This window comes from Staphylococcus lugdunensis (assembly GCF_001558775.1).
In the GTDB taxonomy this organism is placed as follows: Bacteria; Bacillota; Bacilli; order Staphylococcales; family Staphylococcaceae; genus Staphylococcus; species Staphylococcus lugdunensis.
In genome coordinates this window covers 2,213,839-2,240,515 of sequence record NZ_CP014022.1, presented here as the reverse complement: position 1 = coordinate 2,240,515, position 26,677 = coordinate 2,213,839, and the positions used below count along the sequence as shown (strand labels likewise).

The 26,677-nt window shown below is 34.4% G+C and carries 37 protein-coding genes; 6 read left to right on the top strand and 31 right to left on the bottom strand.

The window, feature by feature from the left end:
- Window positions 1–7 precede the first annotated feature (7 nt).
- From rpmD to rpsJ, 20 genes are all read right to left on the bottom strand, one after another.
- A complete protein-coding gene (rpmD, locus tag AL499_RS10480) occupies window positions 8–187 on the bottom strand; it encodes a 50S ribosomal protein L30 (protein ID WP_002460053.1) in 180 nt (59 codons plus the stop codon).
- A 16-nt stretch (window positions 188–203) separates the two neighbouring features.
- A complete protein-coding gene (rpsE, locus tag AL499_RS10475; RefSeq protein ID WP_002460054.1) occupies window positions 204–704 on the bottom strand; it encodes a 30S ribosomal protein S5 in 501 nt (166 codons plus the stop codon).
- Between the two features lie 20 nt (window positions 705–724).
- Complete coding sequence (rplR, locus tag AL499_RS10470; RefSeq protein ID WP_002460056.1) at window positions 725–1,087, bottom strand: 50S ribosomal protein L18; 363 nt, start codon at window positions 1,085–1,087, stop codon at window positions 725–727.
- A 31-nt stretch (window positions 1,088–1,118) separates the two neighbouring features.
- Window positions 1,119–1,655, bottom strand: a complete 537-nt coding sequence (gene rplF, locus AL499_RS10465; protein ID WP_002460057.1) for a 50S ribosomal protein L6 — start codon at window positions 1,653–1,655, stop codon at window positions 1,119–1,121.
- A gap of 24 nt (window positions 1,656–1,679) precedes the next feature.
- The gene (gene rpsH / locus AL499_RS10460; RefSeq protein WP_002460058.1) at window positions 1,680–2,078 is read right to left on the bottom strand and encodes a 30S ribosomal protein S8; all 399 of its coding nucleotides are present in this window, start codon (window positions 2,076–2,078) and stop codon (window positions 1,680–1,682) included.
- Between the two features lie 31 nt (window positions 2,079–2,109).
- Window positions 2,110–2,295: a type Z 30S ribosomal protein S14 gene (locus tag AL499_RS10455; protein ID WP_001140799.1), complete on the bottom strand. Its 186-nt coding sequence runs from the start codon at window positions 2,293–2,295 to the stop codon at window positions 2,110–2,112.
- Window positions 2,296–2,319: 24 nt separating this feature from the next.
- Window positions 2,320–2,859 (bottom strand): 50S ribosomal protein L5, encoded by a 540-nt coding sequence (gene rplE / locus AL499_RS10450; protein ID WP_002460060.1) that lies wholly within the window; start codon window positions 2,857–2,859, stop codon window positions 2,320–2,322.
- A 25-nt stretch (window positions 2,860–2,884) separates the two neighbouring features.
- Complete coding sequence (gene rplX / locus AL499_RS10445; RefSeq protein WP_002448459.1) at window positions 2,885–3,202, bottom strand: 50S ribosomal protein L24; 318 nt, start codon at window positions 3,200–3,202, stop codon at window positions 2,885–2,887.
- A 36-nt stretch (window positions 3,203–3,238) separates the two neighbouring features.
- Window positions 3,239–3,607, bottom strand: coding sequence for a 50S ribosomal protein L14 (rplN, locus tag AL499_RS10440; RefSeq protein WP_002460061.1), 369 nt, complete (start codon window positions 3,605–3,607; stop codon window positions 3,239–3,241).
- 31 nt (window positions 3,608–3,638) lie between these two features.
- Window positions 3,639–3,902, bottom strand: coding sequence for a 30S ribosomal protein S17 (rpsQ, locus tag AL499_RS10435; RefSeq protein WP_002460062.1), 264 nt, complete (start codon window positions 3,900–3,902; stop codon window positions 3,639–3,641).
- 17 nt (window positions 3,903–3,919) lie between these two features.
- Window positions 3,920–4,129: a 50S ribosomal protein L29 gene (gene rpmC / locus AL499_RS10430; RefSeq protein WP_000644737.1), complete on the bottom strand. Its 210-nt coding sequence runs from the start codon at window positions 4,127–4,129 to the stop codon at window positions 3,920–3,922.
- Window positions 4,119–4,553 carry a 50S ribosomal protein L16 gene (gene rplP, locus AL499_RS10425; protein WP_002460063.1) on the bottom strand — a complete coding sequence of 145 codons (435 nt, stop codon included), beginning with the start codon at window positions 4,551–4,553 and terminating at the stop codon, window positions 4,119–4,121. Before rplP ends, rpmC begins: the two co-directional genes overlap by 11 nt.
- A gap of 2 nt (window positions 4,554–4,555) precedes the next feature.
- Window positions 4,556–5,209, bottom strand: coding sequence for a 30S ribosomal protein S3 (rpsC, locus tag AL499_RS10420; protein ID WP_002460064.1), 654 nt, complete (start codon window positions 5,207–5,209; stop codon window positions 4,556–4,558).
- A 23-nt stretch (window positions 5,210–5,232) separates the two neighbouring features.
- Window positions 5,233–5,586 carry a 50S ribosomal protein L22 gene (gene rplV, locus AL499_RS10415; RefSeq protein WP_000387527.1) on the bottom strand — a complete coding sequence of 118 codons (354 nt, stop codon included), beginning with the start codon at window positions 5,584–5,586 and terminating at the stop codon, window positions 5,233–5,235.
- A 27-nt stretch (window positions 5,587–5,613) separates the two neighbouring features.
- The gene (gene rpsS, locus AL499_RS10410; RefSeq protein ID WP_002478831.1) at window positions 5,614–5,892 is read right to left on the bottom strand and encodes a 30S ribosomal protein S19; all 279 of its coding nucleotides are present in this window, start codon (window positions 5,890–5,892) and stop codon (window positions 5,614–5,616) included.
- A 66-nt stretch (window positions 5,893–5,958) separates the two neighbouring features.
- On the bottom strand, window positions 5,959–6,792 hold the full coding sequence (rplB, locus tag AL499_RS10405) for a 50S ribosomal protein L2 (RefSeq protein WP_002460067.1): 834 nt from the start codon (window positions 6,790–6,792) through the stop codon (window positions 5,959–5,961).
- Window positions 6,793–6,823: 31 nt separating this feature from the next.
- Complete coding sequence (gene rplW, locus AL499_RS10400; RefSeq protein ID WP_002460068.1) at window positions 6,824–7,099, bottom strand: 50S ribosomal protein L23; 276 nt, start codon at window positions 7,097–7,099, stop codon at window positions 6,824–6,826.
- Complete coding sequence (gene rplD / locus AL499_RS10395; protein ID WP_002460069.1) at window positions 7,099–7,722, bottom strand: 50S ribosomal protein L4; 624 nt, start codon at window positions 7,720–7,722, stop codon at window positions 7,099–7,101. Before rplD ends, rplW begins: the two co-directional genes overlap by 1 nt.
- A 28-nt stretch (window positions 7,723–7,750) precedes the next feature.
- Entirely contained in the window at window positions 7,751–8,413 is a 663-nt protein-coding gene (gene rplC, locus AL499_RS10390) for a 50S ribosomal protein L3 (RefSeq protein ID WP_002478829.1), read from the bottom strand.
- Window positions 8,414–8,440: 27 nt separating this feature from the next.
- Window positions 8,441–8,749, bottom strand: coding sequence for a 30S ribosomal protein S10 (gene rpsJ, locus AL499_RS10385; RefSeq protein ID WP_001118667.1), 309 nt, complete (start codon window positions 8,747–8,749; stop codon window positions 8,441–8,443).
- A gap of 352 nt (window positions 8,750–9,101) precedes the next feature.
- Here rpsJ and AL499_RS10380 point away from each other — a divergent pair, with 352 nt between their 5' ends.
- Complete coding sequence (locus AL499_RS10380; protein ID WP_002460071.1) at window positions 9,102–9,497, top strand: hypothetical protein; 396 nt, start codon at window positions 9,102–9,104, stop codon at window positions 9,495–9,497.
- A 174-nt stretch (window positions 9,498–9,671) separates the two neighbouring features.
- Here the strand turns inward: AL499_RS10380 and AL499_RS10375 are convergent, their stop codons facing one another.
- A complete protein-coding gene (locus AL499_RS10375) occupies window positions 9,672–11,006 on the bottom strand; it encodes an NCS2 family permease (protein WP_002460073.1) in 1,335 nt (444 codons plus the stop codon).
- 111 nt (window positions 11,007–11,117) lie between these two features.
- Window positions 11,118–13,253 carry a DNA topoisomerase III gene (locus tag AL499_RS10370; RefSeq protein WP_002478828.1) on the bottom strand — a complete coding sequence of 712 codons (2,136 nt, stop codon included), beginning with the start codon at window positions 13,251–13,253 and terminating at the stop codon, window positions 11,118–11,120.
- 150 nt (window positions 13,254–13,403) lie between these two features.
- Between AL499_RS10370 and AL499_RS10365 the strand changes: the two genes are divergently transcribed.
- The gene (locus AL499_RS10365; RefSeq protein ID WP_002492206.1) at window positions 13,404–14,288 is read left to right on the top strand and encodes a GNAT family N-acetyltransferase; all 885 of its coding nucleotides are present in this window, start codon (window positions 13,404–13,406) and stop codon (window positions 14,286–14,288) included.
- 214 nt (window positions 14,289–14,502) lie between these two features.
- Here AL499_RS10365 and AL499_RS10360 read toward each other — a convergent pair whose 3' ends face one another.
- Complete coding sequence (locus AL499_RS10360) at window positions 14,503–15,414, bottom strand: AEC family transporter (protein ID WP_037540574.1); 912 nt, start codon at window positions 15,412–15,414, stop codon at window positions 14,503–14,505.
- A gap of 136 nt (window positions 15,415–15,550) precedes the next feature.
- On the opposite strand from AL499_RS10360, the gene AL499_RS12690 reads away from it, so the two are divergent.
- Both AL499_RS12690 and mspA read left to right on the top strand, forming a co-directional pair.
- Window positions 15,551–15,718 carry an SE1832 family protein gene (locus tag AL499_RS12690; RefSeq protein WP_002460077.1) on the top strand — a complete coding sequence of 56 codons (168 nt, stop codon included), beginning with the start codon at window positions 15,551–15,553 and terminating at the stop codon, window positions 15,716–15,718.
- A gap of 62 nt (window positions 15,719–15,780) precedes the next feature.
- Window positions 15,781–16,098, top strand: a complete 318-nt coding sequence (gene mspA / locus AL499_RS10355; protein WP_002492245.1) for a membrane stabilizing protein MspA — start codon at window positions 15,781–15,783, stop codon at window positions 16,096–16,098.
- Window positions 16,099–16,177: 79 nt separating this feature from the next.
- On the opposite strand, the gene AL499_RS10350 is transcribed toward mspA, so the two are convergent.
- The 3 genes from AL499_RS10350 to AL499_RS10340 all read right to left on the bottom strand — a co-directional run bounded on the left by AL499_RS10350 (window position 16,178) and on the right by AL499_RS10340 (window position 21,581).
- The gene (locus AL499_RS10350; protein WP_002492209.1) at window positions 16,178–19,363 is read right to left on the bottom strand and encodes an efflux RND transporter permease subunit; all 3,186 of its coding nucleotides are present in this window, start codon (window positions 19,361–19,363) and stop codon (window positions 16,178–16,180) included.
- 99 nt (window positions 19,364–19,462) lie between these two features.
- Entirely contained in the window at window positions 19,463–20,713 is a 1,251-nt protein-coding gene (locus AL499_RS10345; protein WP_002492229.1) for a lipid II:glycine glycyltransferase FemX, read from the bottom strand.
- A 91-nt stretch (window positions 20,714–20,804) separates the two neighbouring features.
- The gene (locus AL499_RS10340; protein ID WP_002492287.1) at window positions 20,805–21,581 is read right to left on the bottom strand and encodes a VOC family protein; all 777 of its coding nucleotides are present in this window, start codon (window positions 21,579–21,581) and stop codon (window positions 20,805–20,807) included.
- A gap of 161 nt (window positions 21,582–21,742) precedes the next feature.
- On the opposite strand from AL499_RS10340, the gene AL499_RS10335 reads away from it, so the two are divergent.
- Together AL499_RS10335 and AL499_RS10330 are read left to right on the top strand one after the other, a co-directional pair.
- On the top strand, window positions 21,743–22,177 hold the full coding sequence (locus tag AL499_RS10335; RefSeq protein WP_002492286.1) for a MarR family winged helix-turn-helix transcriptional regulator: 435 nt from the start codon (window positions 21,743–21,745) through the stop codon (window positions 22,175–22,177).
- Window positions 22,174–23,379, top strand: a complete 1,206-nt coding sequence (locus tag AL499_RS10330; protein ID WP_002492260.1) for an MFS transporter — start codon at window positions 22,174–22,176, stop codon at window positions 23,377–23,379. Before AL499_RS10335 ends, AL499_RS10330 begins: the two co-directional genes overlap by 4 nt.
- Before the next feature lie 181 nt (window positions 23,380–23,560).
- On the opposite strand, the gene AL499_RS10325 is transcribed toward AL499_RS10330, so the two are convergent.
- The 5 genes from AL499_RS10325 to AL499_RS10305 form a co-directional block, all read right to left on the bottom strand.
- Window positions 23,561–23,911 carry a SarA family transcriptional regulator gene (locus AL499_RS10325; protein WP_002460086.1) on the bottom strand — a complete coding sequence of 117 codons (351 nt, stop codon included), beginning with the start codon at window positions 23,909–23,911 and terminating at the stop codon, window positions 23,561–23,563.
- A gap of 429 nt (window positions 23,912–24,340) precedes the next feature.
- Window positions 24,341–25,363, bottom strand: coding sequence for a GTP 3',8-cyclase MoaA (gene moaA / locus AL499_RS10320; RefSeq protein WP_002492205.1), 1,023 nt, complete (start codon window positions 25,361–25,363; stop codon window positions 24,341–24,343).
- A 17-nt stretch (window positions 25,364–25,380) separates the two neighbouring features.
- Window positions 25,381–25,983, bottom strand: a complete 603-nt coding sequence (mobA, locus tag AL499_RS10315) for a molybdenum cofactor guanylyltransferase MobA (RefSeq protein WP_002492262.1) — start codon at window positions 25,981–25,983, stop codon at window positions 25,381–25,383.
- Window positions 25,984–25,991: 8 nt separating this feature from the next.
- A complete protein-coding gene (gene moaD, locus AL499_RS10310) occupies window positions 25,992–26,225 on the bottom strand; it encodes a molybdopterin converting factor subunit 1 (RefSeq protein ID WP_002492208.1) in 234 nt (77 codons plus the stop codon).
- Entirely contained in the window at window positions 26,225–26,677 is a 453-nt protein-coding gene (locus AL499_RS10305; RefSeq protein WP_002478817.1) for a molybdenum cofactor biosynthesis protein MoaE, read from the bottom strand. Before AL499_RS10305 ends, moaD begins: the two co-directional genes overlap by 1 nt.

Genomic DNA, 26,677 nt, shown 5'->3' with positions numbered 1-26,677 from the left:
TCCTTATTTATTTTTCTTCTACTGATAATAAATGTTTTACTTTGTTGATTTGCCCACGAATTGCAGGGTTGTCTTCAACAACTACTGAACTGTTTGTCTTTTTAAGACCCAATGCTTCAACAGTTTTACGTTGTGTTTCAGGACGACCAATAACACTACGCGTGAGGGTAATTTGTAATTTAGCCATTATTTATTTTCCCTCCTTAATTGTATAATTCTTCTACTGTTTTGCCACGTAATTTCGCAACATCTTCAGCATTTTTAAGGTTTTGTAAACCATTGATTGTTGCACGAACCATATTGATTGGTGTGTTTGAACCTAATGATTTACTTAAGATATCAGTAATACCTGCTAATTCTAATACCGCACGAACTGGACCACCAGCGATAACACCAGTACCAGGTGCAGCAGGTTTCATGAATACGCTACCTGAGCCATAACGACCAGTGATAGTATGAGGAGTTGTTCCTTCTACACGTGGAACGACTACTAAATCTTTTTTAGCTGCTTCTACAGCTTTTTTGATAGCTTCAGGTACTTCTTGTGCTTTACCAGTACCGAAACCTACACGACCTTTTTTGTCTCCTACTACTACTAATGCAGTGAAACGGAAACGACGTCCACCTTTAACAACTTTCGCAACACGGTTGATTGTTACAACGCGTTCTTCAAATTCTTTCGCTTCTTCTTCTCTACGAGCCATGTAATTGTCCCTCCTTTAAATTAAAATTCTAATCCGCTTTCTCTTGCAGCATCTGCTAATGCTTTTACACGACCATGGTATAGGTAACCTCCGCGGTCAAATACAATAGCTTTAATGCCTTTGTCATTGGCTTTTTTAGCAATTGCTTCACCAACTTTTGTAGCTAAATCTACTTTAGAAGTTGAGTCACTAGCAATATCTTTATCTTTAGATGATGCTTGTACGATTGTTTCGCCTTTTACATCATCAATAATTTGTGCGTAAATATGTTTATTTGAACGATAAACATTCAAACGAGGTTTTTCAGCTGTACCAGATAAGCTAGTACGAACACGTGCATGTCTTTTTAAACGCACTTTATTTTTATCAATTTTACTGATCATTGTTATACTCCTTTCTTTCGAGAGTTATCTATTATTTACCAGTTTTACCTTCTTTACGGCGAACGTATTCACCTTGGTAACGAATTCCTTTACCTTTATAAGGTTCTGGAGGTCTTACTGCGCGAATGTTAGAAGCAATTGCTCCAACTTGCTCTTTAGATACGCCAGATACTTTGATTGTAGTATTCTTTTCAACAGCAAATGTGATACCATTTTCTGCTTTAATTTCTACAGGGTGAGAATATCCCACATTTAATACTAAATTAGTTCCTTGCATTTGAGCACGGTAACCAACACCAACAAGTTCAAGCGTTTTTTCATAACCTTGTGATACACCTTGCACCATGTTGTTTAATAAAGCACGAGTAGTACCATGAACTGTACGATCATCTTTAGAATCTGATGGTCTTACTACTTCGATAGTGTTTTCTTCTTGTTTAAAAGTCATTTTTTCATCAAAAGTTCTTGATAATTCCCCTTTTGGACCTTTAACAGTTGCAGTATGACCATCAAATGTAACTGTTACGTCTGTAGGAATATTAATAATTTTCTTACCAACACGACTCATGTTAGGGCACCTCCTTATTTATTATTACCAAACGTATGCGATAATTTCTCCACCAACATTACGTTTTCTTGCTTCTTTATCAGTGATAACACCTTCAGATGTAGAAACTAATGCGATACCTAAACCATTTAATACTTTAGGCACTTCGTTAGCTTTAGCATAAACACGTAAACCTGGTTTAGAAATACGTTTTAAACCTGTGATAACACGTTCGTTATTTTGACCATATTTTAGGAATAAGCGAAGAACACCTTGTTTATCATCTTCAACGAATTCTACGTTTTTAATGAAACCTTCATTTTTTAAGATTTCAGCAATTTGTTTTTTAATGTTTGATGCAGGTAACTCTAATTTATCGTGACGCACCATGTTAGCGTTTCTCACACGAGTTAGCATATCTGCAATTGGATCTGTCATTGTCATTGATTGTTGCCTCCTTTCAGACTCTTAATAATTACCAACTAGCTTTGCGTACGCCAGGAATTTGACCTTTATAAGCTAATTCACGGAAACAAATACGGCATAATTTAAATTTACGGTATACAGAATGTGGACGTCCACAACGTTCACAACGTGTGTATTCGCGTACTGCATATTTTTGTTTTTTTTGTTGCTTAGCAACCATTGAAGTTTTAGCCACTTAATTAGCCTCCTTTTTTAGAGATTATTTACGAAATGGCATACCGAAGTTTGATAACAATTCACGAGCTTCCTCGTCAGTGTTAGCAGTTGTTACGATAACAATATCCATTCCTCTTACTTTGCTTACTTTATCATAATCGATTTCAGGGAAAATTAATTGTTCTTTAATACCTAAAGTGTAGTTACCGCGACCATCAAATGCTTTTTTAGAAACACCATGGAAGTCACGTACACGTGGTAATGAAACTGCGATTAATTTATCTAAGAATTCATACATTCTTTCACCGCGAAGTGTTACTTTTGCACCGATTGGCATACCTTCACGTAAACGGAATGTTGCGATTGATTTTTTAGCTTTAGTTACTAATGGTTTTTGACCAGTGATTAATTCTAATTCTTCAACTGCACTATCTAAAACTTTAGAGTTTTGAACAGCATCACCGACACCCATGTTAACTACGATTTTTTCGATTTTTGGTACTTCCATTACTGAACTGTAGTTAAACTTTTTAACCAAGTTTTCAGTAACTTCTGTGTTGAATTTTTCTTTTAAACGGTTCAAAGTGGATCCTCCTTTCGATTATTTATTAATTATTAGATTTGATTTCTTCGCCTGACTTTTTAGCAATACGAACTTTTTTACCATCAACAAATTTATAACCAACACGTGTAGGTTCATTTGTTTTAGGGTCTAATAATTGTACGTTAGAAACATGGATAGCTGCCTCTGTTTCTAAGATTCCACCTTCAGGATTTAATTGAGTTGGTTTTTGGTGTTTTTTAATAACATTTACACCTTCCACAACGACACGGTCTTTTTTAGGTTCAGTAGCAATAACTTTTCCTTCTTTACCTTTGTCTTTACCTGCGATAACTTTTACGTTGTCACCTTTTTTGATATGCATGTGGGCACCTCCTTAAATATTATGGTTATTGTTTGTTTATAGTACTTCTGGTGCTAATGAAACGATTTTCATGAAGTTACCTTCACGTAATTCACGAGCAACAGGACCAAAGATACGAGTACCACGTGGGCCTTTGTCATCACGAATAATGACACATGCATTTTCATCAAATTTGATATATGAACCATCATCACGGCGAACACCTGACTTAGTTCTAACTATAACAGCTTTTACTACATCGCCTTTTTTAACAACGCCACCTGGTGTTGCATTTTTAACAGTACAAACAATTACATCACCAATGTTCGCAGTTTTGCGACCAGATCCACCTAACACTTTGATTGTAAGAACTTCACGAGCACCAGAGTTGTCTGCCACTTTTAATCGAGTTTCTTGTTGGATCATTCGTTAAACCTCCCTTATCTTTAATCTTGTATTAAATAATTACTGACTCTTCAACAATTTCTACTAAACGAAAACGTTTTGTTGCTGATAAAGGACGAGTTTCTTGGATTTTAACAATGTCTCCTAATTTAGCTGAATTGTTTTCATCATGAGTTTTGTATTTTTTAGAGTATTTTACACGTTTACCGTATAATTTGTGTGTTTTGTAAGTTTCTACTAATACAGTGATAGTTTTGTCCATTTTGTCAGAAACTACTCTGCCAGTGTAAACTTTGCGATCATTTCTTTCACTCACTTTTACAACCTCCTCTTTTATTGATTAGCCTTACTTTGTTCAATTTCTCTTTCACGAGCGACAGTTTTTAGACGTGCAATCGTTTTTCTTACTGTGCGAATACGTGCAGTTTCCTCTAATTGACCTGTAGCTAACTGAAAGCGTAGGTTAAAAAGTTCTTCTTTTGAAGATTTGATTTGTTCTTCGATTTCTGAAGTGGTTAAGTCTCTAATTTCCTTAGCTTTCATTTGTTTCACCACCCAATTCTTCACGTTTTACAAACTTAGTTTTAACTGGAAGTTTGTGACTAGCTAAACGCAATGCTTCACGAGCAACTTCTTCTTGTACACCAGCAATCTCGAATAAGATACGACCTGGTTTCACAACTGCGATCCAACCTTCAACAGCACCTTTACCGGCACCCATACGAACTTCTAAAGGTTTTTTAGTATATGGTGTATGTGGGAAGATTTTAATCCAAACTTTCCCGCCACGTTTCATGTAACGTGTCATAGCAATACGAGCAGATTCGATTTGACGAGATGTAATCCAAGACGTTGTAGTTGCTTGTAATCCATACTCACCAAATGTTACATAGTTACCGCCTTTTGAACGACCAGTTGTTTTTGGACGATGTTGACGACGATATTTAACACGTTTTGGTAGTAACATTATTATTTTCCTCCTTCACTAGTGTTCTTAGTAGGAAGAACTTCTCCACGATAAATCCATACTTTAACGCCTAATTTACCATAAGTAGTGTCGGCTTCAGCATGTGCGTAATCAATGTCAGCACGCAATGTATGAAGTGGAACAGTTCCTTCAGAATATTGTTCGGCACGAGCGATGTCTGCGCCACCTAAACGACCAGAAACTTGAGTTTTGATACCTTTAGCACCTAACTTCATAGCTCTTGAAATCGCTTGTTTTTGTACACGGCGGAATGATGCACGATTTTCTAATTGACGTGCAATGTTTTCAGCAACTAAACGTGCATCGATATCAATTTTTTTGATTTCAACAACGTTGATGTGTACTTTCTTATCAGTTAAATTGTTTAATTTGTTACGAAGTTTTTCAATTTCTGAACCGCCTTTACCAATTACCATACCAGGTTTACCAGTATGAATCGCAATGTTAATTCGGTTAGCTGCACGTTCAATGTCAACGTGTGAAACTGATGCTTCTTTTAATTCGTTATCAATAAATTTACGGATTTTTAAATCTTCGTGTAGTAATGATGCAAAGTCTTTTTCAGCATACCATTTTGCTTCCCAATCACGGATGATACCGACACGAAGTCCGATAGGATTAATTTTTTGACCCACAGTGTTCCCTCCTTAAATAATTATTAAGCTTCTTTAGCTTCTTCTTTTCCGTCACTTACGACGATAGTGATGTGGCTAGTACGTTTGTTAATTGCACTTGCACGGCCTTGTGCACGTGGACGGAAACGTTTTAATGTTGGTCCTTCATTAGCATATGCTTCTTTAACAACTAATTCATCAGTGTTCATATCATAGTTGTGTTCAGCATTTGCTAAAGCGGACATTAATACTTTTTCAATTACTGGTGATGAAGCTTTGTTTGTCAATTTTAAAATTGCAATTGCTTCAGCAGCATTTTTACCTCTGATTAAGTCAAGAACTAATCTAACTTTACGAGGTGCGATTCTTATAGTTCTAGCAACCGCTTTTGCTTCCATTAGGATTTCCTCCTCTACTTATATATGTTATCTTCTTGTTTTCTTGTCGTCTGCTGCATGTCCTTTGAATGTACGAGTTGGAGCAAATTCACCTAATTTGTGACCAACCATATCTTCAGTAACATAAACAGGTACATGCTTACGTCCATCGTATACTGCAAATGTATGTCCAATGAAATTAGGGAAAATTGTAGAACGACGAGACCATGTTTTAATTACTTGTTTTCTTTCACTTCCGTCTTGAGCTTCAACTTTTTTCATTAAATGATCATCGACGAAAGGTCCTTTTTTAATACTACGAGCCATTTGGGCGCCTCCCTTCTTATTGTGTGCGTGCAGCTTTACGCCGCACACCCAAATAAGTTGATTTTATTATTTTCTCTTACGTCCACGTACGATAAGTTTATCTGATGCTTTTTTACCACGACGTGTTTTCTTGCCAAGAGTTGGTTTACCCCATGGAGACATTGGAGATGGTCTACCGATTGGAGCACGACCTTCACCACCACCGTGTGGGTGATCGTTAGGGTTCATTACAGAACCACGAACTGTAGGACGGATACCTTTCCATCTTGAACGTCCTGCTTTACCTACGTTAACAAGTTCATGTTGTAAGTTACCAACTTGTCCAATTGTTGCTCGGCATGTTGATAGCACCATACGAACTTCACCAGAACGCAATCTGATTAATACGTATTTACCTTCTTTACCAAGTACTTGAGAGCTGGCACCTGCTGAACGCGCAAGTTGTCCACCTTTTCCTGGTTTTAATTCAATGTTATGGATGATAGTACCAACAGGTATGTTTTGTAATGGTAATGCGTTACCAACTTTGATGTCAGCGTCTTCACCACTTTCAACTACTTGTCCTACTTCTAATCCTTTAGGTGCGATAATATAGCGTTTTTCACCATCTGCATATACTAATAATGCAATATTTGCTGATCTGTTTGGATCATATTGAATAGAATCAACTTTAGCTGTGATTCCATCTTTATTACGTTTGAAATCGATAACACGGTATTGACGTTTGTGGCCGCCACCATGATGGCGTACTGTCAATTTACCTTGGTTGTTACGTCCCGCTCTTTTCGGTAGCGGTTGTAATAATGACTTTTCTGGAGTTGTTTTAGTAATCTCCGCGAAATCTAATGAAGTCATATTACGACGACCATTTGTTATTGGCTTATATTTTTTAAGAGCCATTGTCGCTTACCTCCTTATTGGTAATTTTATTTTAGTTAAATAAGTCGATTGATCCTTCTTTTAATGTAACAATCGCTTTTCTTCGTTTATTCGTATAACCTTGGTATCGGCCCATACGTTTTTTCTTAGGTTTATAGTTCATGATGTTGACATTTGCAACTTTAACGTCAAAGATTTCTTCAACAGCATCTTTAACTTGTGTTTTGTTTACACGAGTATCAACGTCAAATGTATATTTTTCTTCTGCCATAGCTTCTGAAGATTTTTCAGTGATTACGGGGCGCTTAAGAATGTCTCTAGCTTCCATTATCCGAGCACCTCCTCAACTTTTTTAGCAGCTGCTTCAGTGATGATTACACTGTCAGCACTTGAAATATCTAATACGTTTAAGCCAGTCGCTGTAGTAACTTGTACTCCAGGAATATTACGTGCAGATAATGCTACGTTTACGTCTTCATTTTCTGTCACTACTAAAACTTTTTTAGGTTGTTCTAATGTAGTTAACACGTTTTTGAATTCTTTCGTTTTAGGTGCTTCGAAACCAAAGCTATCTACAACTGTGAATCCATTTTCTTTAACTTTGAATGACAATGCTGAACGTAACGCTAAACGACGCATTTTCTTAGGCATTTTATAAGCATAGCTTCTTGGAGTTGGTCCAAATACGATACCACCACCACGCCATTGTGGCGCACGAATCGTACCTTGACGCGCACGTCCTGTACCTTTTTGTCTCCATGGTTTACGTCCACCGCCACGAACTGCTGAACGATTTTTAACAGCATGTGTTCCTTGGCGTAATGAAGCACGTTGTAATGTAATTGCTTCAAAAAGCACGCTGTTATTTGGTTCAATGCCGAATACTGCATCGCTAAGTTCTACTGAACCTGCTTTAGAACCGTCTACTTTTAATACATCATAATTAGCCATTATGCATTTTCCTCCTTTCGCTACTTAATTATTTATTACCTTTTTTAATTGAAGATTTAATTTCTACTAAGCCTTTTTTAGCTCCTGGAACATTACCTTTTACAAGGATAACGCCATTTTCAGTATCAACTTGTACTACTTCTAAGTTTTGTACAGTCACTGTGTTACCACCCATACGTCCAGGTGCTTTTTGACCTTTAAATACTCTTGAAGCATCAGAAGCCATACCTACTGAACCTGGTGCTCTGTGGAAATGAGAACCGTGAGCCATTGGTCCACGTGCTTGACCATGTCGTTTAATAGCACCTTGGAAACCTTTACCTTTAGATACGCCTGTTACATCAATGATGTCGCCAGCTTCAAATGTATCAACTGAGACTTCTTGACCTACTTCGTATTCATCAACATTGACGTTTCTGAATTCACGAATGAAGCGCTTAGGCGCTGTGCCTGCTTTTTTAGCATGACCTTCAGCTGGTTTCGTTGCATATTTGTTTGATTTTGCATCTTTTTTATATGCTTGTTTGTCTTCAAAACCTACTTGAATAGCATTGTATCCATCTACTTCTTCAGTTTTCTTTTGCAATACTACGTTTTGACTTGCTTCTACTACTGTAACTGGGATTAATTCACCATTTTCTCCAAATACTTGAGTCATCCCAATTTTTCTTCCTAAGATTCCTTTGGTCATCGAAAGTCCACCTCCTAAAATTTTCTATTATAATTTAATTTCGATGTCTACACCAGATGGTAAGTTTAAGCCCATTAAAGCATCAACTGTTTTTGGTGTTGGGTTCACAATATCGATTAAACGTTTGTGTGTACGTTGTTCGAATTGTTCACGAGAATCTTTATACTTATGCACCGCACGGATAATTGTATAAACTGATTTTTCAGTTGGTAACGGAATTGGTCCAGAAACATCTGCACCAGAACGTTTTGCAGTTTCAACAATTTTTTCTGCTGATTGATCAATCACACGGTGATCATAAGCTTTTAATCTGATTCTGATTTTTTGTTTTGCCATAATTTTCCCTCCTTATTCGTCTACATTTAAGTGATAGACTTCTCCACGAAAACTATCTGCCACAACGCCATGGCAAAGCGGCCGGGTGTGTCAGTAACCTTTCGCTTCATCGCTTCTTACAAGTCCAACATTAGATATGATACAGTAAAAACCAATCTAATTCAAGGGGTTTCTGTATTTTTTCTAACCTTGTCTAACACATACCTTTGTATTGTACTTGATAATTACAGTCAGTTCAACTGTTTTTCGCATTTTTAGTCATTAATTATTTAGGTAATATTAGTTTACAGCCTTTTTAATTTCTATATATCTTTTTTTTACATATAATATAGGTAAATGGAGGTGTCGTTACATGAAACATAGTATTAAAGTTACACTTTCACTTATTAGTGTATTTATATTAGTATGTGAATTCTTTTATGGAATCCCCTTTTTAGGTGGAATGATTATCTTTAGTTATTTTTGGCAACCGTTATTATTTAATGCATTTTTATATTTAGTATTGGTTATAATCTTGCTTTTCGATAAACAAAATGCCATTAAGCCTATGCTAGTTATACCTTTAATTGGAATTGTCGGATCACTTATTGCAATTCTTCCAATTATTGGGATGATTACGCATTGGATTTTATTCTTCTTGATGGTATTTTTCTTATTTATCGTCTTAAGCGCTCCAACTTATCTACCTAATAAAAATGCGCGTGTTGTTTATACACAGTATAAAGATGATAAACATGAGAATCGCTGATTTAATTAAAACGGAGCGGGACAACATTCATTTTGAATTCGTAGTCCCGCCCCGACAAAAGGTTGGCTAAGATTGAAAAACTTGGTATAAACGCATTTTCAATCAAGTCAACTATTGTCCATATGTAATTAAGATCCTAAAACATGATTCATATGTCTTAGGATCTTTTTAATTTTAACCGTGTACAAACACGAAATATAAAATGAAGAGCACCATTAATACATACATGATTGGATGCACTTCTTTATGTTTTTTAGTAATAAGCATTGTAATTGGGTAGAAAATAAAACCACACGCAATTCCAGTAGCAATAGAATACGATAAAGGCATCATGATAATTGTAATAAACGCTGGAACAGCTACTTCGAACTTTTTCCAATCAATTTCAGCAAAGTTTGCCGCCATCAATACTCCAACAACAACAAGGGCTGGTGTAGTAACAGCACTTGTTACAACTTGCATTAATGGGCTGAAGAATAATGCCAATAAGAAGCAACAACCTGTCACGATACTCGCAAATCCTGTTCTTGCTCCTACAGCAACACCAGAAGTAGATTCTATATATGATGTTGTCGTTGTCGTACCAAATATTGCACCGACGATCGTTGCTAGTGAGTCTGAAAATAATGCTCTACCTGCACGTGGGAGTTTATTATCTTTCATAATACCTGCTTGAGTTGCAACCGCAACTAATGTACCTGCAGTATCAAAGAAATCAATAAATAAAAACGTTAATATTACAATTAAAAATTGAATCGTAAACAGTTGTGATGGATCTTTAAATGCTTCGAAAGCTGCCCCAAATGTTGGTTTAATACTTGGAACATGTCCTACTATACCTGAAGGTGCATGAATAAGTCCCGTTACCATTCCAACAATTGCAGTAATCACCATTCCTATAAAAATTGAACCAGGTACTTTCTTAGCATATAAAATAACCGTTACAACAATACCTAATATCGCTAATAATACTGGTCCTTCTGTTAACTTTCCAAGCGTTACAAGTGTGGATTTGTTTTTCACAATGATTCCAGCGCTTTGTAAACCAACAAAGGTGATAAATAAACCAATACCAGCCGATACTGCCATTTTCATTTGATATGGGATGGCATTAATAATGACTTCGCGCCAACCAGAAATTGTCAAACAGGCAAACACAATTCCTGAGAAAAGCACACCTGTTAATCCGATTTGCCATGGAATACCCAAATTTAATACTACTGTAAATGCAAAGAAGGCATTTAATCCCATACCTGGTGCTAATGCAATAGGATATCTCGCTATCAATCCCATAAATAAAGAACCAACAAAAGCTGCTAAAGCAGTTGCTACAAAAATCGCTCCTTGATCCATCTTCATGTCTGGAGTTACACCCTTAACCCCTGCAAGACTTAAGACATGTGGATTGACAGCCAATATATAAGCCATGGATAAAAATGTCGTTATCCCACCAATAATTTCCTTCTTATAATTCGTGTTATTTTCGTCAAATTGGAAATATTTTCTCACCGTAAAATGCTCCTTTTAATAAAATACTTTAATAGTTTAATACCTATTAGTAGAAAAAACAATAGCAAATACGAACTTTATTATTATAAAGTCTCATTTTGTTCGAATTATTTATAGTTTTAAATTTTTTAACGCATCTTTAAACGGATTATTTTCCAACTTTTCATCAGATGACATATATTTCTTCATTTCCTTTTTAGATATCTTATTATTATTTTTATGCTTCATTCGCTCATCCATATGTCGTTGTGTTTCCGTATAGCCGCAAATACAACGATATGTCGCTTCTTTCCCTTTACCAAATAATGTCATTTTCTTCTTACAATTTGGACATCTTGCATTCGTTTTACGTTGCACATTCTTTTTCGTTTTACAAGAAGGATCTTGGCATACTAGCATCTGCCCATTCTTTGTTTTTACTTTAATCATAAATTTCCCACATGTAGGACATTCTGTTGTAGTTAAGTTATCATGTTTATATGTCTGCACACTATTTTTAATGTCATGCACTATTTTTGTCGTAAAATCTTGCATTTCCTGTATAAATTTCCGCTGATTATACTTACCTTTTTCAATTCGAGTTAATTTTTCTTCCCATTCTGCAGTTAATAACGGTGAAGTTAAGGCTTCTGGTGCTAAATCTAATATTTGTTGTCCTTTAGATGTGACCTTAATCTTTCCATCTGTTGATTCAATTGCATTAATATTGAAAAGTTTTTCAATAATATCTGCCCGAGTCGCTACGGTGCCAATACCTCCAGTTTGTTTAAGCATTTGTGCATATTTCTTATCTTGTATATGAATAACTTGTTGTGGTGATTCCATCGCTTTTAATAACGTTCCTTCATTAAAATAATCTGGTGGTGTTGTTTGATGTTTCTTTATATTTGTTTGTGAAATTGGATATTGTTGCCCTTGACGGAAAGGTTGTTTCTTTACTTCAGTTTGCGTTGTGTCAAATAAGGCTTTATATCCTAGTTGCAAAGGTATGTTTTCTTTCATTTTAAACTGATGCTGTGCTACTTCTAACTTAACCGTTGTCATTTCATATTGGTATGGTTCCATTAATGATGCAATAAAGCGCTCAGCCACAAGCATATATATTTTTTGTTCTCTTGCAGTAAGTTGATTTAAATCTGGTCTAATTTCAGTTGGAATGATCGCATGATGATCTGAAACTTTTTTATCATTAATGATATTTAGTTTTGTATTGAACGACTTTTTCATTAGATTTTTAACTGCAACTTTGTAATCAGTTGCAAGTAAAGCTTGCAGTCGTTCAGAGAACGTTTCTACCATATCACTAGTTAAAAAGTTAGAATCGGTTCTAGGATAAGTCACTAATTTATGTCGTTCATATAAATTTTGTAACGTATTCAGAGTTTCTTTAGGTCCCATTTTAAATCGGCGGTACGCCTCTTGTTGTAAATCAGTTAAGTTAAACAATGCTTGCGGATAGCTTTTTTTACGCTTTGTCTCAACGGTCGTCACTTGAATATTATTTTGTGCGATGGCTTTAACGATATGCTCTAAATCTTCTCTTTGTTTAAAGCGTTGCTGTGAGTCCAAATCAAACTCATAGCCAGCAACTTTAATATGCAATGTGTAGTAATCTTCAGGTTTGAATTGCTTGATTTCTTTCTGACGCTCATACACTAATTGAATGGTTGGCGTTTGCACACGCCCTAATGATAATTGAGCATCATATTTAGTCGTTAAAGCACGTGTTGCGTTAATCCCTACAATCCAATCTGCTTCACTGCGCGCTAACGCTGCTTGATACAGATGATTATATTTTCTCCCGTCTTGTAAGTTCTTAAAACCTTGTTGAATTGCTTTTTTAGTAACTGAACTAATCCACAAACGTTGAATTGGCTTTTTATTGCCTACTTTATCTAAGATAAGCCGCGCAACAAGTTCGCCTTCTCTACCCGCATCAGTAGCAATAATCACGTTATTTACCTGCTTATTTAACAATAATGATTTCACTGTTTTAAATTGCTTGCTTGTTTTTCCAATTACTATCGTTTTCATATGTTTGGGAATAATGGGCAAATCGTTTAAATTCCATGTCTGATATCTTTTGTCGTAATGCTCGGGTTGAGCATTGGTTACTAAATGTCCAAGTGCCCAGGTCACAATATATTTTTCGTTTTCTATATAACCGTTTTTCTTATGCGTTATGTGTAAAGCATCTGCTATATCTCTCGCAACAGAAGGTTTTTCAGCTAAAATTAAAGATTTCATAGTAAGTCCTTTCATTTCAAGTGTCACCATATTCGACACTATTTTGTCATTAATAGTCTTATTGTAACATGTGATTTCACATGCAAAGCTTTTAATTGTTGACGATTATTCTTATAATTAACTTAACTATAAGGTGCGGGAGGTAAATCAATGGAAATTCATAAACTCACAGAATTAGCAACGATTAAGTCATTTATAGAAGCTTCGAGTTACATTCAGACCTCATATTTATATAAATTGCCTCAAAATTATGATGATATAGATACTTTATTAACCAAGGCAATACATTTTCCAGGTGTATTTGCATGTGCAGATTATAACAATGATATAAAGGCCATTTTGTTTGCTTTCTCTTACGCAAAAGATTGTTATAAAGTCATTGGTCCATTTACTAAAGGAGAGCATGACTTAACTGTGGAGGATTTTCAAGCGTTATTTAATGCATTAAATTCAAATGTATCTGCTCATTCGATTTTTAATTTTTCTTTTGAAGAAGGACTCCAAACGTATTATCCATTGATGGATGCTATTCATGCGCATTATAATTTCACGGATTACTATCTAGAAGCCTATAAGCAAACACATGCGGAGACAATTAATCCTAATATTATTGAATATCATACAGCTTTTTACCGTCATTTTGCTAAGTTGCATCATGATACTTTTAAACACGGCGCACATACAGCAGAAGAACTTATCGCTACATTAGATGATTACCATCGTTTATTCCTTTTTGTTAGTGAAGGCATCTTAAAAGGTTATCTGTATCTACAAATTGATACTACTGGTTCCCATGCTGAAATTAAATACTTTAGCTCTCACTCAGATTATCGTTTCATGGGCATTGGCTTTGATTTATTAAGTTATGGATTGAATTATGCCTTTAAGCACTATGAAATTAAAAAAGTTCATTTTAAAATACGAAGTAAAAATACAAAACTTGTATCACGCTTTAATGAACTTGGTTTCAAAGTCAATTATGAATATAAAAAATTTAAACTTGAACAATTCACTAAGCCTACAAGTAGCAACTAAAAAGTGATTTGAACAAGTCTGGGACATCATTACATTTTAAGCTATGAACTAAATATTGACAGTAGTTGACTGGATTGAAAATACGCTGATACCAACCTTTTTCAATCCAGTCAACCTTGCCGGAGCGGGACTAAGAATTCATAATGAATGCTGTCCTGCTCCAGTTCTTGTTTGTATGATTACGGTTTTACCCAATCATAATATATCCTGTTATTTATGATACAAAGACTGCTTGATATACATATAGTATAACGATACTAATCATTATCGTTAAATTGGTCACCATGCCAATAAACGGTAGCGTTTTGTATTTAAATTGAATTGCGTAAGGAATAATAGCTACACCTACTGGTAATAGCCAAGTAACAAACAATGTCGTTTTAATCATTGAATCGGAGACCGGCAAGAAGAAATAGACTGCCAGACCTGCTGCCAAACCAACGCCGTAATGAATTGCTAAGTACTTTATTGCTACAGCAATATAATTCCGTTCAATTTGGAAGTTAAGCATCATTCCCAGTAGTATCATTGATAATGGCATATTAGCCTTTGATAAAATGCTAAAGAAGTCAATAGCAATATGTGGCAGATGAATGTTAAACATATTAAGTGAAAACATCGTGATATAAGTTACTAGAGGAACAGACTGAACTAACTTTTTAGCTAAAAATTTAAAATTAAATTGATCGGTACCTTCACTATAGTAACTCCCAACAAAGTATGTTACACCAAACATAATGATAGCTCCCCCAATATCAGCCATACCAAAATAAATCAACCCTTTTTGAGGCCATATCGCTTCTACTAATGGATAGGCAAATAATCCTATATTTAAAGCTGCCATCATCATTCCCACGGATCCACGCATATTATTTGAATACCTTTTAAACAGCCAAATTATAAAGACTTTAGATAATACACCGTAAACCAGCATCATAATAGGCAATATCACAAAAGACATATCTAAATCTGCTTGATTTAAATTTACAATCACCAGAGAAGGCAAAGTGACATTAATTACAAGTGTTGCTAGTACCTGGCTATCAGCCGCTTTAACAAAGTGAATGCGCTTAAGAAAATAACCAAGCCCTATTAGCAAAATAATCATAACAAATTGTTCAGTCACGATACGCCCTTCTTTCATTTAAAGTTTATATATACATTAAAGTACTCTATCATAGTTTTACTTCGGTTTAGAAGTCTTTATATTCATGATATAATTCTTTTAACCATTATTTTATGATGACAAAGGAGTTCATTTTATGGATTTAGAAGCTAAATTAGCTGAATTGAAATATGATTATGTTCGCTTGCAAAATGATTTAGAAAAAAAAGAATCGTTAAATCAAAATGTTGATCCATTGATTGGACAATTAGCTGAAATTGAACAGCAAATTGCAACATTACGGTCAAAAATGCGTCATAATTAATCATCTAGTCATATTAACATTAACATGCTATGATAGGCTCTGGCCTAGAAAGGAAGTCTAAAATGCAACTATATCTGATACTTTTACCTATTTTATATCTCATTGTGAGCTATATTAGCATTTATAAAATGCCAACAATTTTCACAAGAATATTGCGCATTATTATGGGGATATTACTACTCTTCGTAATTGCAATCACTACACTGCAATTCCCTACAGAAAATTGGTGGGTATTTATTGTATTACTTTTACTTGTTGGTAATGTTGAAGTAACTGGATTCAAAGCAATAAAACAAGATCGCAAAGGCTTGCTTATTTTGAATCTCTTAACTCTTTTGTTATACATTGTTTACTTAATTTTAGTATTCATCATGTATTAGTTTAAACTGTGAAATGAATACTATATATTGCAAAACACACATGACTATCATACTCGTTAGTCATGTGTGTTTTTTTAGATTATTTACGGGTTAGTTTTCCTTTTAAAGTAAATAAAATTTCGTATATTACTGGTACAACAATGAGCGTTAAGAGTGTAGAAGAAATAAGTCCACCAATGACTGTTGCTGCCATCCCTTTAGAAATTAAAATTGAGCTATCTTGTCCAAATAATAATGGTAATAATGCACCAATAGTAGCAATAGCTGTCATTAAAATTGGACGTATACGGATGCCTCCTGCCTCAATTAATGCTTCTTTCATCGACATGCCTGCATGCTCATTATTGATTACTCGATCAATTAATACAATTGCATTGGTCACTACAATACCTATTAACATCAACACACCAATTAAACTTGGGACCGAAATAGTTTCTCCAGTAATGAGCAGTGCTAATACAACTCCAATAACTGTATAAGGTAAAGAGAATAAAATTGTAAATGGTGCTAGTCCGCCTTTAAAAGTGATAACTAGAATGAGATAGACAATAATAATCGCAGCCAACATTGCAACTGCCAATTGTCCCATGGCTGTATTAATGTCATCCGTCGCGCCACCAACACTAATGCTGACATGATTAGGTTTATCTATTTTGTTCACCTTTTGCATGACTGTTTGTGACGTACCACCTACGTCTTTACTAATCACCTTACCAGAAATCGTAGTCGCATAATCACCTTCTTCTTGTACAAGTTTGCTAGGTGTTGATGTTTCATTAAGTGTTGCTATATCACTTAACTTAATTGAGCCTCCAGTTGGTTTTTTCAACTCAATATTTTCTAATTTCGTTTTAGACCAATCTGTACGTTTATTTTGTTTCACTTTAACATCAATAGATTTTCCATTTTCTTTAACTGTTGAAATCGTCTTTTCAGGTAAATTTTCATTTAAATTTAACGCAAGTTGACTTGCAGAAATGCCATTGTCAGTCGCTTTATTTTGATTAACTTTTATCTCATATTGATCATATGTCTCTGATAAATCTGATTTGACATTTGCCACTCCTGAAGTTTTCTTCATCGCTTGTTCAACTTTAGCGACGGTCCCTTTAATTGCTTCTGTAGACTTACCTTTTACCGTTACTTCTATTGAACTGTTGCCGACACCTGTTCCCATATCTAAATTCTTCCATGTTCCAGGGTGTTTATAACGATCCAAGTGTTTTAACACTTTATCTGGTTCCTCGTCAAAGTGAGGTGTATTTTTGGCATATTCAACCATAATTGCCATACTATTTGTACTACCAGTTGGGTCAGCCGGTGATGGTCCACCAACTGAATATTGTACCGTCTTAACTTTCTTCTTACTTTGCAAATATTTTTCAGCATCTTTCGCATGCTTTAATACTGCTTCTTCAGTTTCACCTGGTTTCGGTGTATAAGTAACTGCTAAAAACTTATCTTCGCCAGTAGAGATATAACTTGTTCCCAACTTAGTGCCACCTAAGACAACACTCGCTATTAATATAATTGTAGTTATAATAATAACTAACCATTTGTGATTCAATGACCATGATAAGACTTTTTGGTATCCACGACCAACTGTACCTAGACTTTCATTATTTTGTTTAACCTGTCGTTGTTGTTTGAGACCTCTCTTGAAAAATGTTGAGGCTAACGCCGGTACAACCGTGATTGACACAAGTAATGATGCCAATAAACTAAAGGCAATCGCCAAGGCAAATGGTCTAAACATTTCTCCTACAGAACCAGAAACAAATGCCAAAGGTAGAAAGACGACAATTGTAACTAATGTTGAAGACAAGATTGGTTTAAACACTTCTGTTGTTGCATTTATAATCAATGGATTCCCTTTGAGCTGTTCTTTTGGATCTGACAACCGTCGATAAATATTTTCTACAACTACAATGGAATCATCAATAACACGTCCAATTGCAATCGTCAAAGCGCCTAAAGTTAGTATGTTTAATGACACATCTGTTAGTTTCAAAGCTACCAATGCAATTAATATTGACAATGGAATTGATACTATAGAAATTGCTGTCGTTCTAATATTGCGCAAGAATAGTAATATAACAATAATAGCCACCATCGTACCTAATGCGGCTTTTTCAACCATCGTGTAAAGAGAGTCTTGGATAGGTTTTGCCGTATCCATCGTTTTCACGCCATCAATTTTAGCGTTATTTTGAGTAAACTTATCGATGGTTTGTTGAACATCTTTAGCAACTTGAACAGTATTGGCGTCTTGCGCTTTCATTACTTGAACATTAACAGCATCTTTACCATTTGTCTTCGAAATAGATTGACGTTCATCACCAATCTTTATATCAGCTAAATCCTGTAATTTAACAGATGGTATATTACCTGTTGAAGTTAATGAATCAGAAGATTGTGGCTTAGATGAAGCTAATGCACTAGTATCATTAGATTGGCTATTACTAGCAGATGTTTGCTTACTATTACTTGATTGATTTGAATTCTGACTTTGACCAGCCATACTTAACGGTATTTGTAGATTTTTAAAAGCATCTACAGAGGTGAACTGACCATCTACAACAATTGATTTATCTGTATTATTAAATTGGAACAAGCCCAGTGGTGTTTCTCTAGATGCCGCTTTAACATAATTTTCAACGTCCTCAGCTGTCATCCCTACTTTATCCAATTGATCTTGCTTAAATTTCATAGTAATTTCACGTGTTGTTTGCCCATTTAATTGGGCATTTTGTACACCATTAATGGTTTGTAGTTTCGGAATCAGTTGTTTCTGTATTGCATTGGTTGTTTCTTTTAAATTACCATCTTTATTCGTAAAGGAATATGCCACAATAGGAAAAGCATCCATAGAATTACGTGTTAATTCCGGCTGACTTACCCCTTCTTTAAATTCTATTTTATCTATTTCTTTTTTCAATACTTCTTCTGCTTTATCCATATCTGTATTGTTTTCATATTCTACAGTAACAATAGATGCATTTTGTATTGACTCAGTCTTCACATTTTTGACATAGGCTAACGATCGAATTTGACTATCGATTTTACTACTGATTTCATCTTGAGTTGTTTGCGGTGTTGCACCAGGCATTGTCGTTTGCACAGAAATCACTGGATTTTCAACATCTGGTAACAATTCTAATTTTAGTTTTGCACTCGCATATACACCACCTAAAATCACCAAGACGACCATTAAAAAGATTGCAAATTTATTACCAAGTGAAAATTTTAATAGCTTTTTTATCATTTATATTGTCCCCTACCTTTGAATGTCTAAAAAAATCTGAACGAATCTCCAATATAGACACGTCCAGATCAAATTGTCACCTTATTACGTACACCGACATTACTTTCGTTTCAATTTTCGAGATAACTTTATCTTTGCTTTAGTTAAAGTGGGCTTAACCTTTTCAATAAGTTGATATAATGGTTTGTTAAGAGGATAATCAAATTCACCAATTTTTTCACTTAAGTATGTTCCCCATGTCTTTTTAAAAATCCACAAACCATAATGTTCACTATCTTTAGGTGGATTATTATCGGTACCACCGAAATCATATGATGTTGCACCTTTTTCTCTCGCATAGCGCATCATCGCAAATTGCATATGATGGTTTGGTAAGAAATCACGATAATCATTAGATGATGCACCGTATAAATAATAAGCTTTTTTGCCGCAAAACATTAGTAGCGCACCTGATAAATAAAGACCATCAGGATGTTTTTCCAAAAGTGATTCTAATTCTTGACGTCGTTCTACTTCATTATTCATCTTATTTTGTGCATCATTAATTTTATTTAAAGTTTTTTTATCTTGCTTTTTTTGTTGTAACTTTTCAATTTCATTATTTAATTTTTCAATTTCTTTTGTTGTTTCAGCTATAACCGGTTTAGGCTCTAGTTTCACTAAAAAGAGTTCAGCATCTCCATCTTCATGAAGTGCATCATAAATCGTTTCAAAGTAACTCACATCACGAGTTAAAAAGCCATCACGTTCACCAGTGATTTTCATTAACTGTGCAAACGTTCCTAAACCTTCACGCCCAGCATGTTCTACTTGAGTACCACGTTTTAGGGCAAGTCTTACTTTTGATCGATTGCGTTTATCAAAGCTCTTGATAAGTTCTTCATCTGATTTATCGATAGGTGTAATCATTGTCATTCGCGGTTGAATATAGTCTTTAGACAGCCCTTCTTTAAATCCTTTATGTTTAAAGCCTAATTTCTTAAGATTTTTAATGGCTTGAATTCCTTGGTCAACCTCGACATCTGGATCAATTTTAATCGTATAGGCTTTTTCTTCTTTAGCAAGTGCAGTTGTTTCTGCCAACAATAATTCTAATGCTGCTGTATCTTCATAATCCACAACAAACCCACGTGAGACATAACATAATGTAAATGGTAGTTTTGGGATTTTTTTAAATAATAATTGGGCTACCCCTTTAATTTCACCATTTTCACCTACAGCAACTCTTTTTGAATACCAACCAGTAAGTTGCTTCGTCTCTGCCCATTTAGTTAATTGTAATAAATCTCCATGAGGATGAGATTTAACAAACGCGTCATGTTCTTGATTTGTGATATTCATCTTTTCCATGCTCTAAACTAACTCCTTTATTATTGCAATAATTATCATTATACATCGTTCATAAGTGAGTGTCGACGAACAAGACATCATTTAAAAAGAATCACGATTTCGGCAACATTCCATTGATGAAACGATATGTTGCCCCTCTAATTGTCATATTGTACGGTGATGTTGCTTCATGATCTTGAATTACAATTGAGGCATATTCAGATTTCTTGCCATCTTGGATACGAAAGATTATATCATCATCTTTTAGCACCAAATCAGTGTACTTATCGTTATCAGCAATGATATCCATATCATACCATAGTTGCCATTTCTTAACTGTCACAGCACGCTTTTCACTTGCAATAACAAGTTTCTCAATAACAAATTGTGATTGCTGATGACGCGCAAACCTCTCTTTCCGCTCTGTTTCAGTTTCATTCCATTGGATAAAAAAGGGTGGCTTAACTAAATAATCAGGATCAGCGATATATAATAATTGCCAGTCAATTTGTTCACCTTTTTTATTCTCTCTATGCATGCGAATTGGACCAATAGTATCAACATTTTTATCACATAACCGTTGAGCAGTTTCTTCAATAGATGTTGTTCTTAAACATATCCCTTTGAAGCCTTCAGCAAAATAATCTTGAATAATTTTTGCAGCAAATGATACGCGCCCTTCCTCGGATTTCACTTCTTTAGCCAATTTATCCGGCTGTTCAACATCTAATAATTCAATATAGTTGTCATTTAGGTATGTTAAACGATTAAATGTACCATAGCGATGGTGTTTGCCACCTGGCTCAAGCTTGAGTAGCTGTCCTGGATAATGAAATTGATTTAAATGATCAACATAATGAATAAGATGATCAAAATTAAGTGTTGCCATCGTACATCCCTCTTTTTCTTTTAGTTACCCATAGTTTAACAAACTATAGCATATATTTCTGTGTCAAATTTGATATTGCCAAATGTATCAATTCAATTTATAATAAATCTTGTGCAAATTTAGTTAGTTAACCTAACCATTTTCCGAGGAGAGTGTTATGATTGTTGCAAAATAATTTTTTCAATAGCTTTATTGAATTGTATCGACCATATATAAAAGCGACTAAACCAATATTAGACCGTTTTGATTTGCATAGTGGTCAATGGCTAGTATTAAAAGATATTGCGAAACAACAACCTACAACGCTAGTCCAAATATCAAAACGTCGCTTCATTGAAAAGCCTACTACACGTCAGTTTATAAAAGCACTATCCGAAAAAGGCTTATTGACCATTACACCTGGACATGATAAACGAGAAAAGGTATTAAATTTGTCACCTGAGGGACACGTGCTATATCAACAAATAAATGATGAAGTATCTCGTATACAAATAGATTTATTAGCACATGCTTCAATAAACGAAAAACAAATGGAGCAAGTTATTAATATGATGGCCTCGCTGCATCAATTATTTATGGAGGAAGATAACCGTTGAATTCAACAGTATTACATAAAGAACCTATATTCACTAGAAGTTTTACACTAAACTTCGTAATTAATTTCTTTATCTATTTATGTATGTACTTATTAATAGTCATTATTGCAGATTATACTAAAACAGCTTTCCATGCACCTGATAGTTTGGCTGGACTTGTTGTTGGTATCTTTGTTGTAGGTTCATTAATAGGTCGCTTTATTACAGGTCGCTATGTCAATCATTTTGGTCCCAAGAAAATTTTAATCTTTGGATTACTTTTTCTAGTGATTACTCAATTATTATATTTTGTTCCAGGTCCGTTATGGTTTTTAATTTTTACACGCTTGATAAATGGCCTAGCTACAGCTGTTGCATCTACAGCGACAGGAACAATAGCAGCATATATTACCCCAAAAACACGTAAAAGTGAAGGGATTAGTTTATTTTCATTAAGTCTTGTTCTAGGTACCGCAATCGGTCCATTTTTCGGTTTATTGCTTGTTAAATCATTTTCAATCATGCTACTATTTACAATTTGTATTATTCTGGGCATTATTAGTCTCATACTTTCTTTGTTTGTTCACGTAGCATTTGATTTCACTGGAAAATATCAACATCCTCATCAACATAATAAAGGATTTAGCTTACAACGCTTTATTGCTCGAGAAGCTATTCCTGTCGCTATCATTATGCTATTAGTTGGATTGGGCTATGCCTCAATTCTTACTTTTTTACAGTTTTTTGCTGAGCAAAGACATTTAATTGAGGCTTCAAGTTATTTCTTTATCTGTTATGCTATTGCTTCGCTAATTACAAGACCTATTGCAGGCCGATTAATGGATGAGCATAACGAAAATATTGTGGTCTATCCCGCATTTATTGCTTTAATCATATCCTTTGTTTTACTTGTCTTTAGCTTTAACCCATTTACGTTGTTACTAGCTGGTATCACTTTAGGCATTGGTTATGGAAATCTTTCATCTTCAATGCAAGCCATTGCAATCAAAGTATCTCCACCAGCAAAATATGGTTTAGCAACTTCAACATACTTTATAGGTTTGGATATTGGTATTGGCTTTGGTCCTAGTGTTTTGGGTATGTTTACCAATACGATTTCTTATAGTAATATTTATTTGCTAATGGCCCTTGTTAGCACGATAACTATTGTAATTTATTTTGTCATTCATGGTCGTAAAGTTAAACACCTTACTCCAAATTAATATGCCCCTAAACATATATGTCTCTGAGAAGATGAATGTGTATGGCACATGTTTTAAGCTATGAACTAAATATTGGCAGTAGTTTAAACAAAAAAGCCAGTAAATGAATTTATAAAAAACTCATTTACTGGCTATTTTTCTAGAAATTTTGCCCCAGCTTTTTGCCTAGTTATTTAAAATACTAATTTGCTATACTAATTGACTCAATTTCTGATTTCATTTTATCAATCACTTTTAATTGTGCTTTATTAAAGAAATAAAAGACTTGTCTTTCATCAGTTTCTGAACGAACTTTTGAAATTAATTCTTTTTTATAAATTTTACGTATAATCACATCGATTTTACTTGTATCCCATAGCATTTCAAAGTGTAAAGTATCTCTCAATTCTTTACCACTTATTTTTTTGCCCTCATAAACTTTGAACAACACGACAAATTCTTCGATTGAGACTTTGTAAGTTGTCTTTAACCAATGTTTTAGTTGACTCAATTCTCTCTCGGCAGCAATAAAATGTTGTACTTTTTGACTCATATTAAAATCCTCCTATGTTGATTCTCTGTTGTAAGTGAATATGAAATTTTAATTGCTCATAAAAATTATATACCATAGTTTCAATTTAATCTATTAAAATTATTAAATTAATAGCAAAATATTGTTATCAATTATTGATTTTAAAATCGAGAGCAATTATAAGCAATACAATCGCTAAAGTAACAACACCAAAATTCGACAATTTTTCGAACGTAATAATAAAATGATGCTTCTAATCATGTCATCTTGTTAATGAAAGGATGAATGAATAATACGCATTATAGAGAAGTAACTACATATTCAAACTAATTATATAAAATAAAGCTTTATGATTGATCATGGTCTAATATATAAGCACTGTTCAAACATAGAAATCACCTCTATTTGAAGACTTAGGTGTTAAATGTTTTTCATCTACATATTTACTTTTTATCCGCCTATATAGTTCATATTTATCTTTTTTCGTTGTCTATTTTTAACTGTTTGTTCTGTCCGTTCATCAGAATAACGGTCGTCCCGTACTTGCCATAATTTAATGAGTTCTGCTTTTAATTCACTATTACTTATACCTGAGCGCAATAGCTTTTTAATATTAAATCCTTCTGCTGTACTAAAAAGGCAACCATAGAACTTACCATCTGATGATAGTCTAGCTCGAGTACAACTAGAACAAAACGAGGCTGATACGCTAGTAATTAAACCGAATTTTGCACCGTTATCGTTATGCTGATAATATGTTGCAACTTCGCCGTAATATTTAGGCGCCATCGGTTCTATATCAAATTCATCCTCTATCATTGTCAACATTTCATCTTTAGTAACAACTTTGCTGAAGTCCCAACCATTATCATTACCAACATCCATAAATTCAATAAATCTAACTTCGATATTTTTAGCTTTGAAATAATGCAGCATCGGAATGATTTGATCATCATTCACACCTTTTTGAATAACGACATTGACTTTGACATGAAAACCAATTGCAATTGCATAATTAATTTGATCTAAAATAGTTTCTGCTTTAATATTTCTATTGTTAATTGCTTGAAATACACTATTATCTATAGCATCAAGACTAACATTAATACGACGTAACCCTGCTTCAAATAATTTTAAGCCATGTTTTTTTAATAATAAGCCATTTGTCGTTAGACCTATATCTTCAATACCTTCAATTTTATTAAGCCTTGCAATGAGTTGATATAAATTTCGACGCAGTAGAGGTTCTCCTCCGGTAATACGTAATTTTTTTACACCTAATTCGGCATATATTTCAGCAATACGTTCAATTTCTTCAAATGTAAGTAATTCATCTTTAGGTAGAAAGACAAAATCGTCACCAAATATTTCTTTAGGCATACAATAATCACATCTGAAATTGCACCTATCTGTCACAGATATTCTTAAATCACGAATCGGCCGACCAAGTTTATCTTTTATTTGCATTACCATCGTCTGGACCTCCTTGCTTATTTTATCTGCTGCATTAAAGAGTCCAAATCTTGCTGATAATTGATATTCTTATACCAATAGTCTGGAGATTGTATCACAGTCACATCTAACCAAGCTGCAGATACTTGGTCATAAACGTGTTTCATACTATAGTCATTTGATGTTAAAGCTTGCTTAATGACAGGTAAAATTTTAGGATTATAAAATGCGATTGTAGGTATCATTCGTCCATTTTCAGAAAAAGCAGCAATATCTAAATGATTCTCAATCAGATGAGAAACCATAAAATGATATAATCCACTAATAGCTTTACCAGTAATCATAGGGGTATCCACCGATACGACAAAAAAGAGTTCTTCATCTTGATATGCTTTCATAACGGTATAAATACCTGCTAACGGACCTTTATCACTAACTTTGACCTCATCTATCATCACATTTGAATAGTCAAAAAAAGGTGCTAGTTTATCATTTGTACTAATAATAATGTCATTGAACATATTAGTATCTTGCAATACTTGAATTATTTTTTTATAAAAAGGCTCGTTATCAATGGTGGCAAAAGCTTTGGGCTGACCAAATCTCTCTGAATGGCCACCAGCTAGTATAATAGCTTTCATAATATATTTTATCCTCCGCTTACTGGTGGTATTAAAGCAATAATATCGTCAGGTTGAACTATACCGTCTTCTTTCGTAAATTCTTCATTGACTGCAATTTGGAATTTTTTATCCATTAGTTCTGGATGATATTGATTTAGCAGTTGTCTAATTTCCTTAACCGTTTTCGGTTCCAAAATATCTATATATTCTTTGCTCATATTAAGTATTTCTTTAACTTCAGCAAAATACAATACTTTCACTATCTTGACTCTCCCTTTTTGGCATCTTGGTAATACCCACGTTGATGACCTTGCCAAGCTGAACCATCTTGCCATATTTCTTTTTTCCAAATTGGCACGATTTCTTTTATGCGTTCAATCGCATATTCATTTGCACGATAAGCATCTTTACGATGTGGTGATGAAACAGCAATCAACACAGCGATATCAGAAATTGCGAGTGGCCCTATACGGTGAACAATGGAGGTAATCGTTCCTGGCCATTTTTTTGAGATTTCGTCACCTATTTGGGCAAGCTTTTTTTCAGCCATAGGCACATATGCTTCATATTCCAAATACTTAGTCTTAACGCCTTGCGTCCACTCTCGTACATGACCCGTAAATACAACTACTGCACCTTGGTATTCATTTACAGTGAAATTTCTATATTGTTCTGTATTTATTGGTTCAGTCACAATTTCATATTGTTTCAT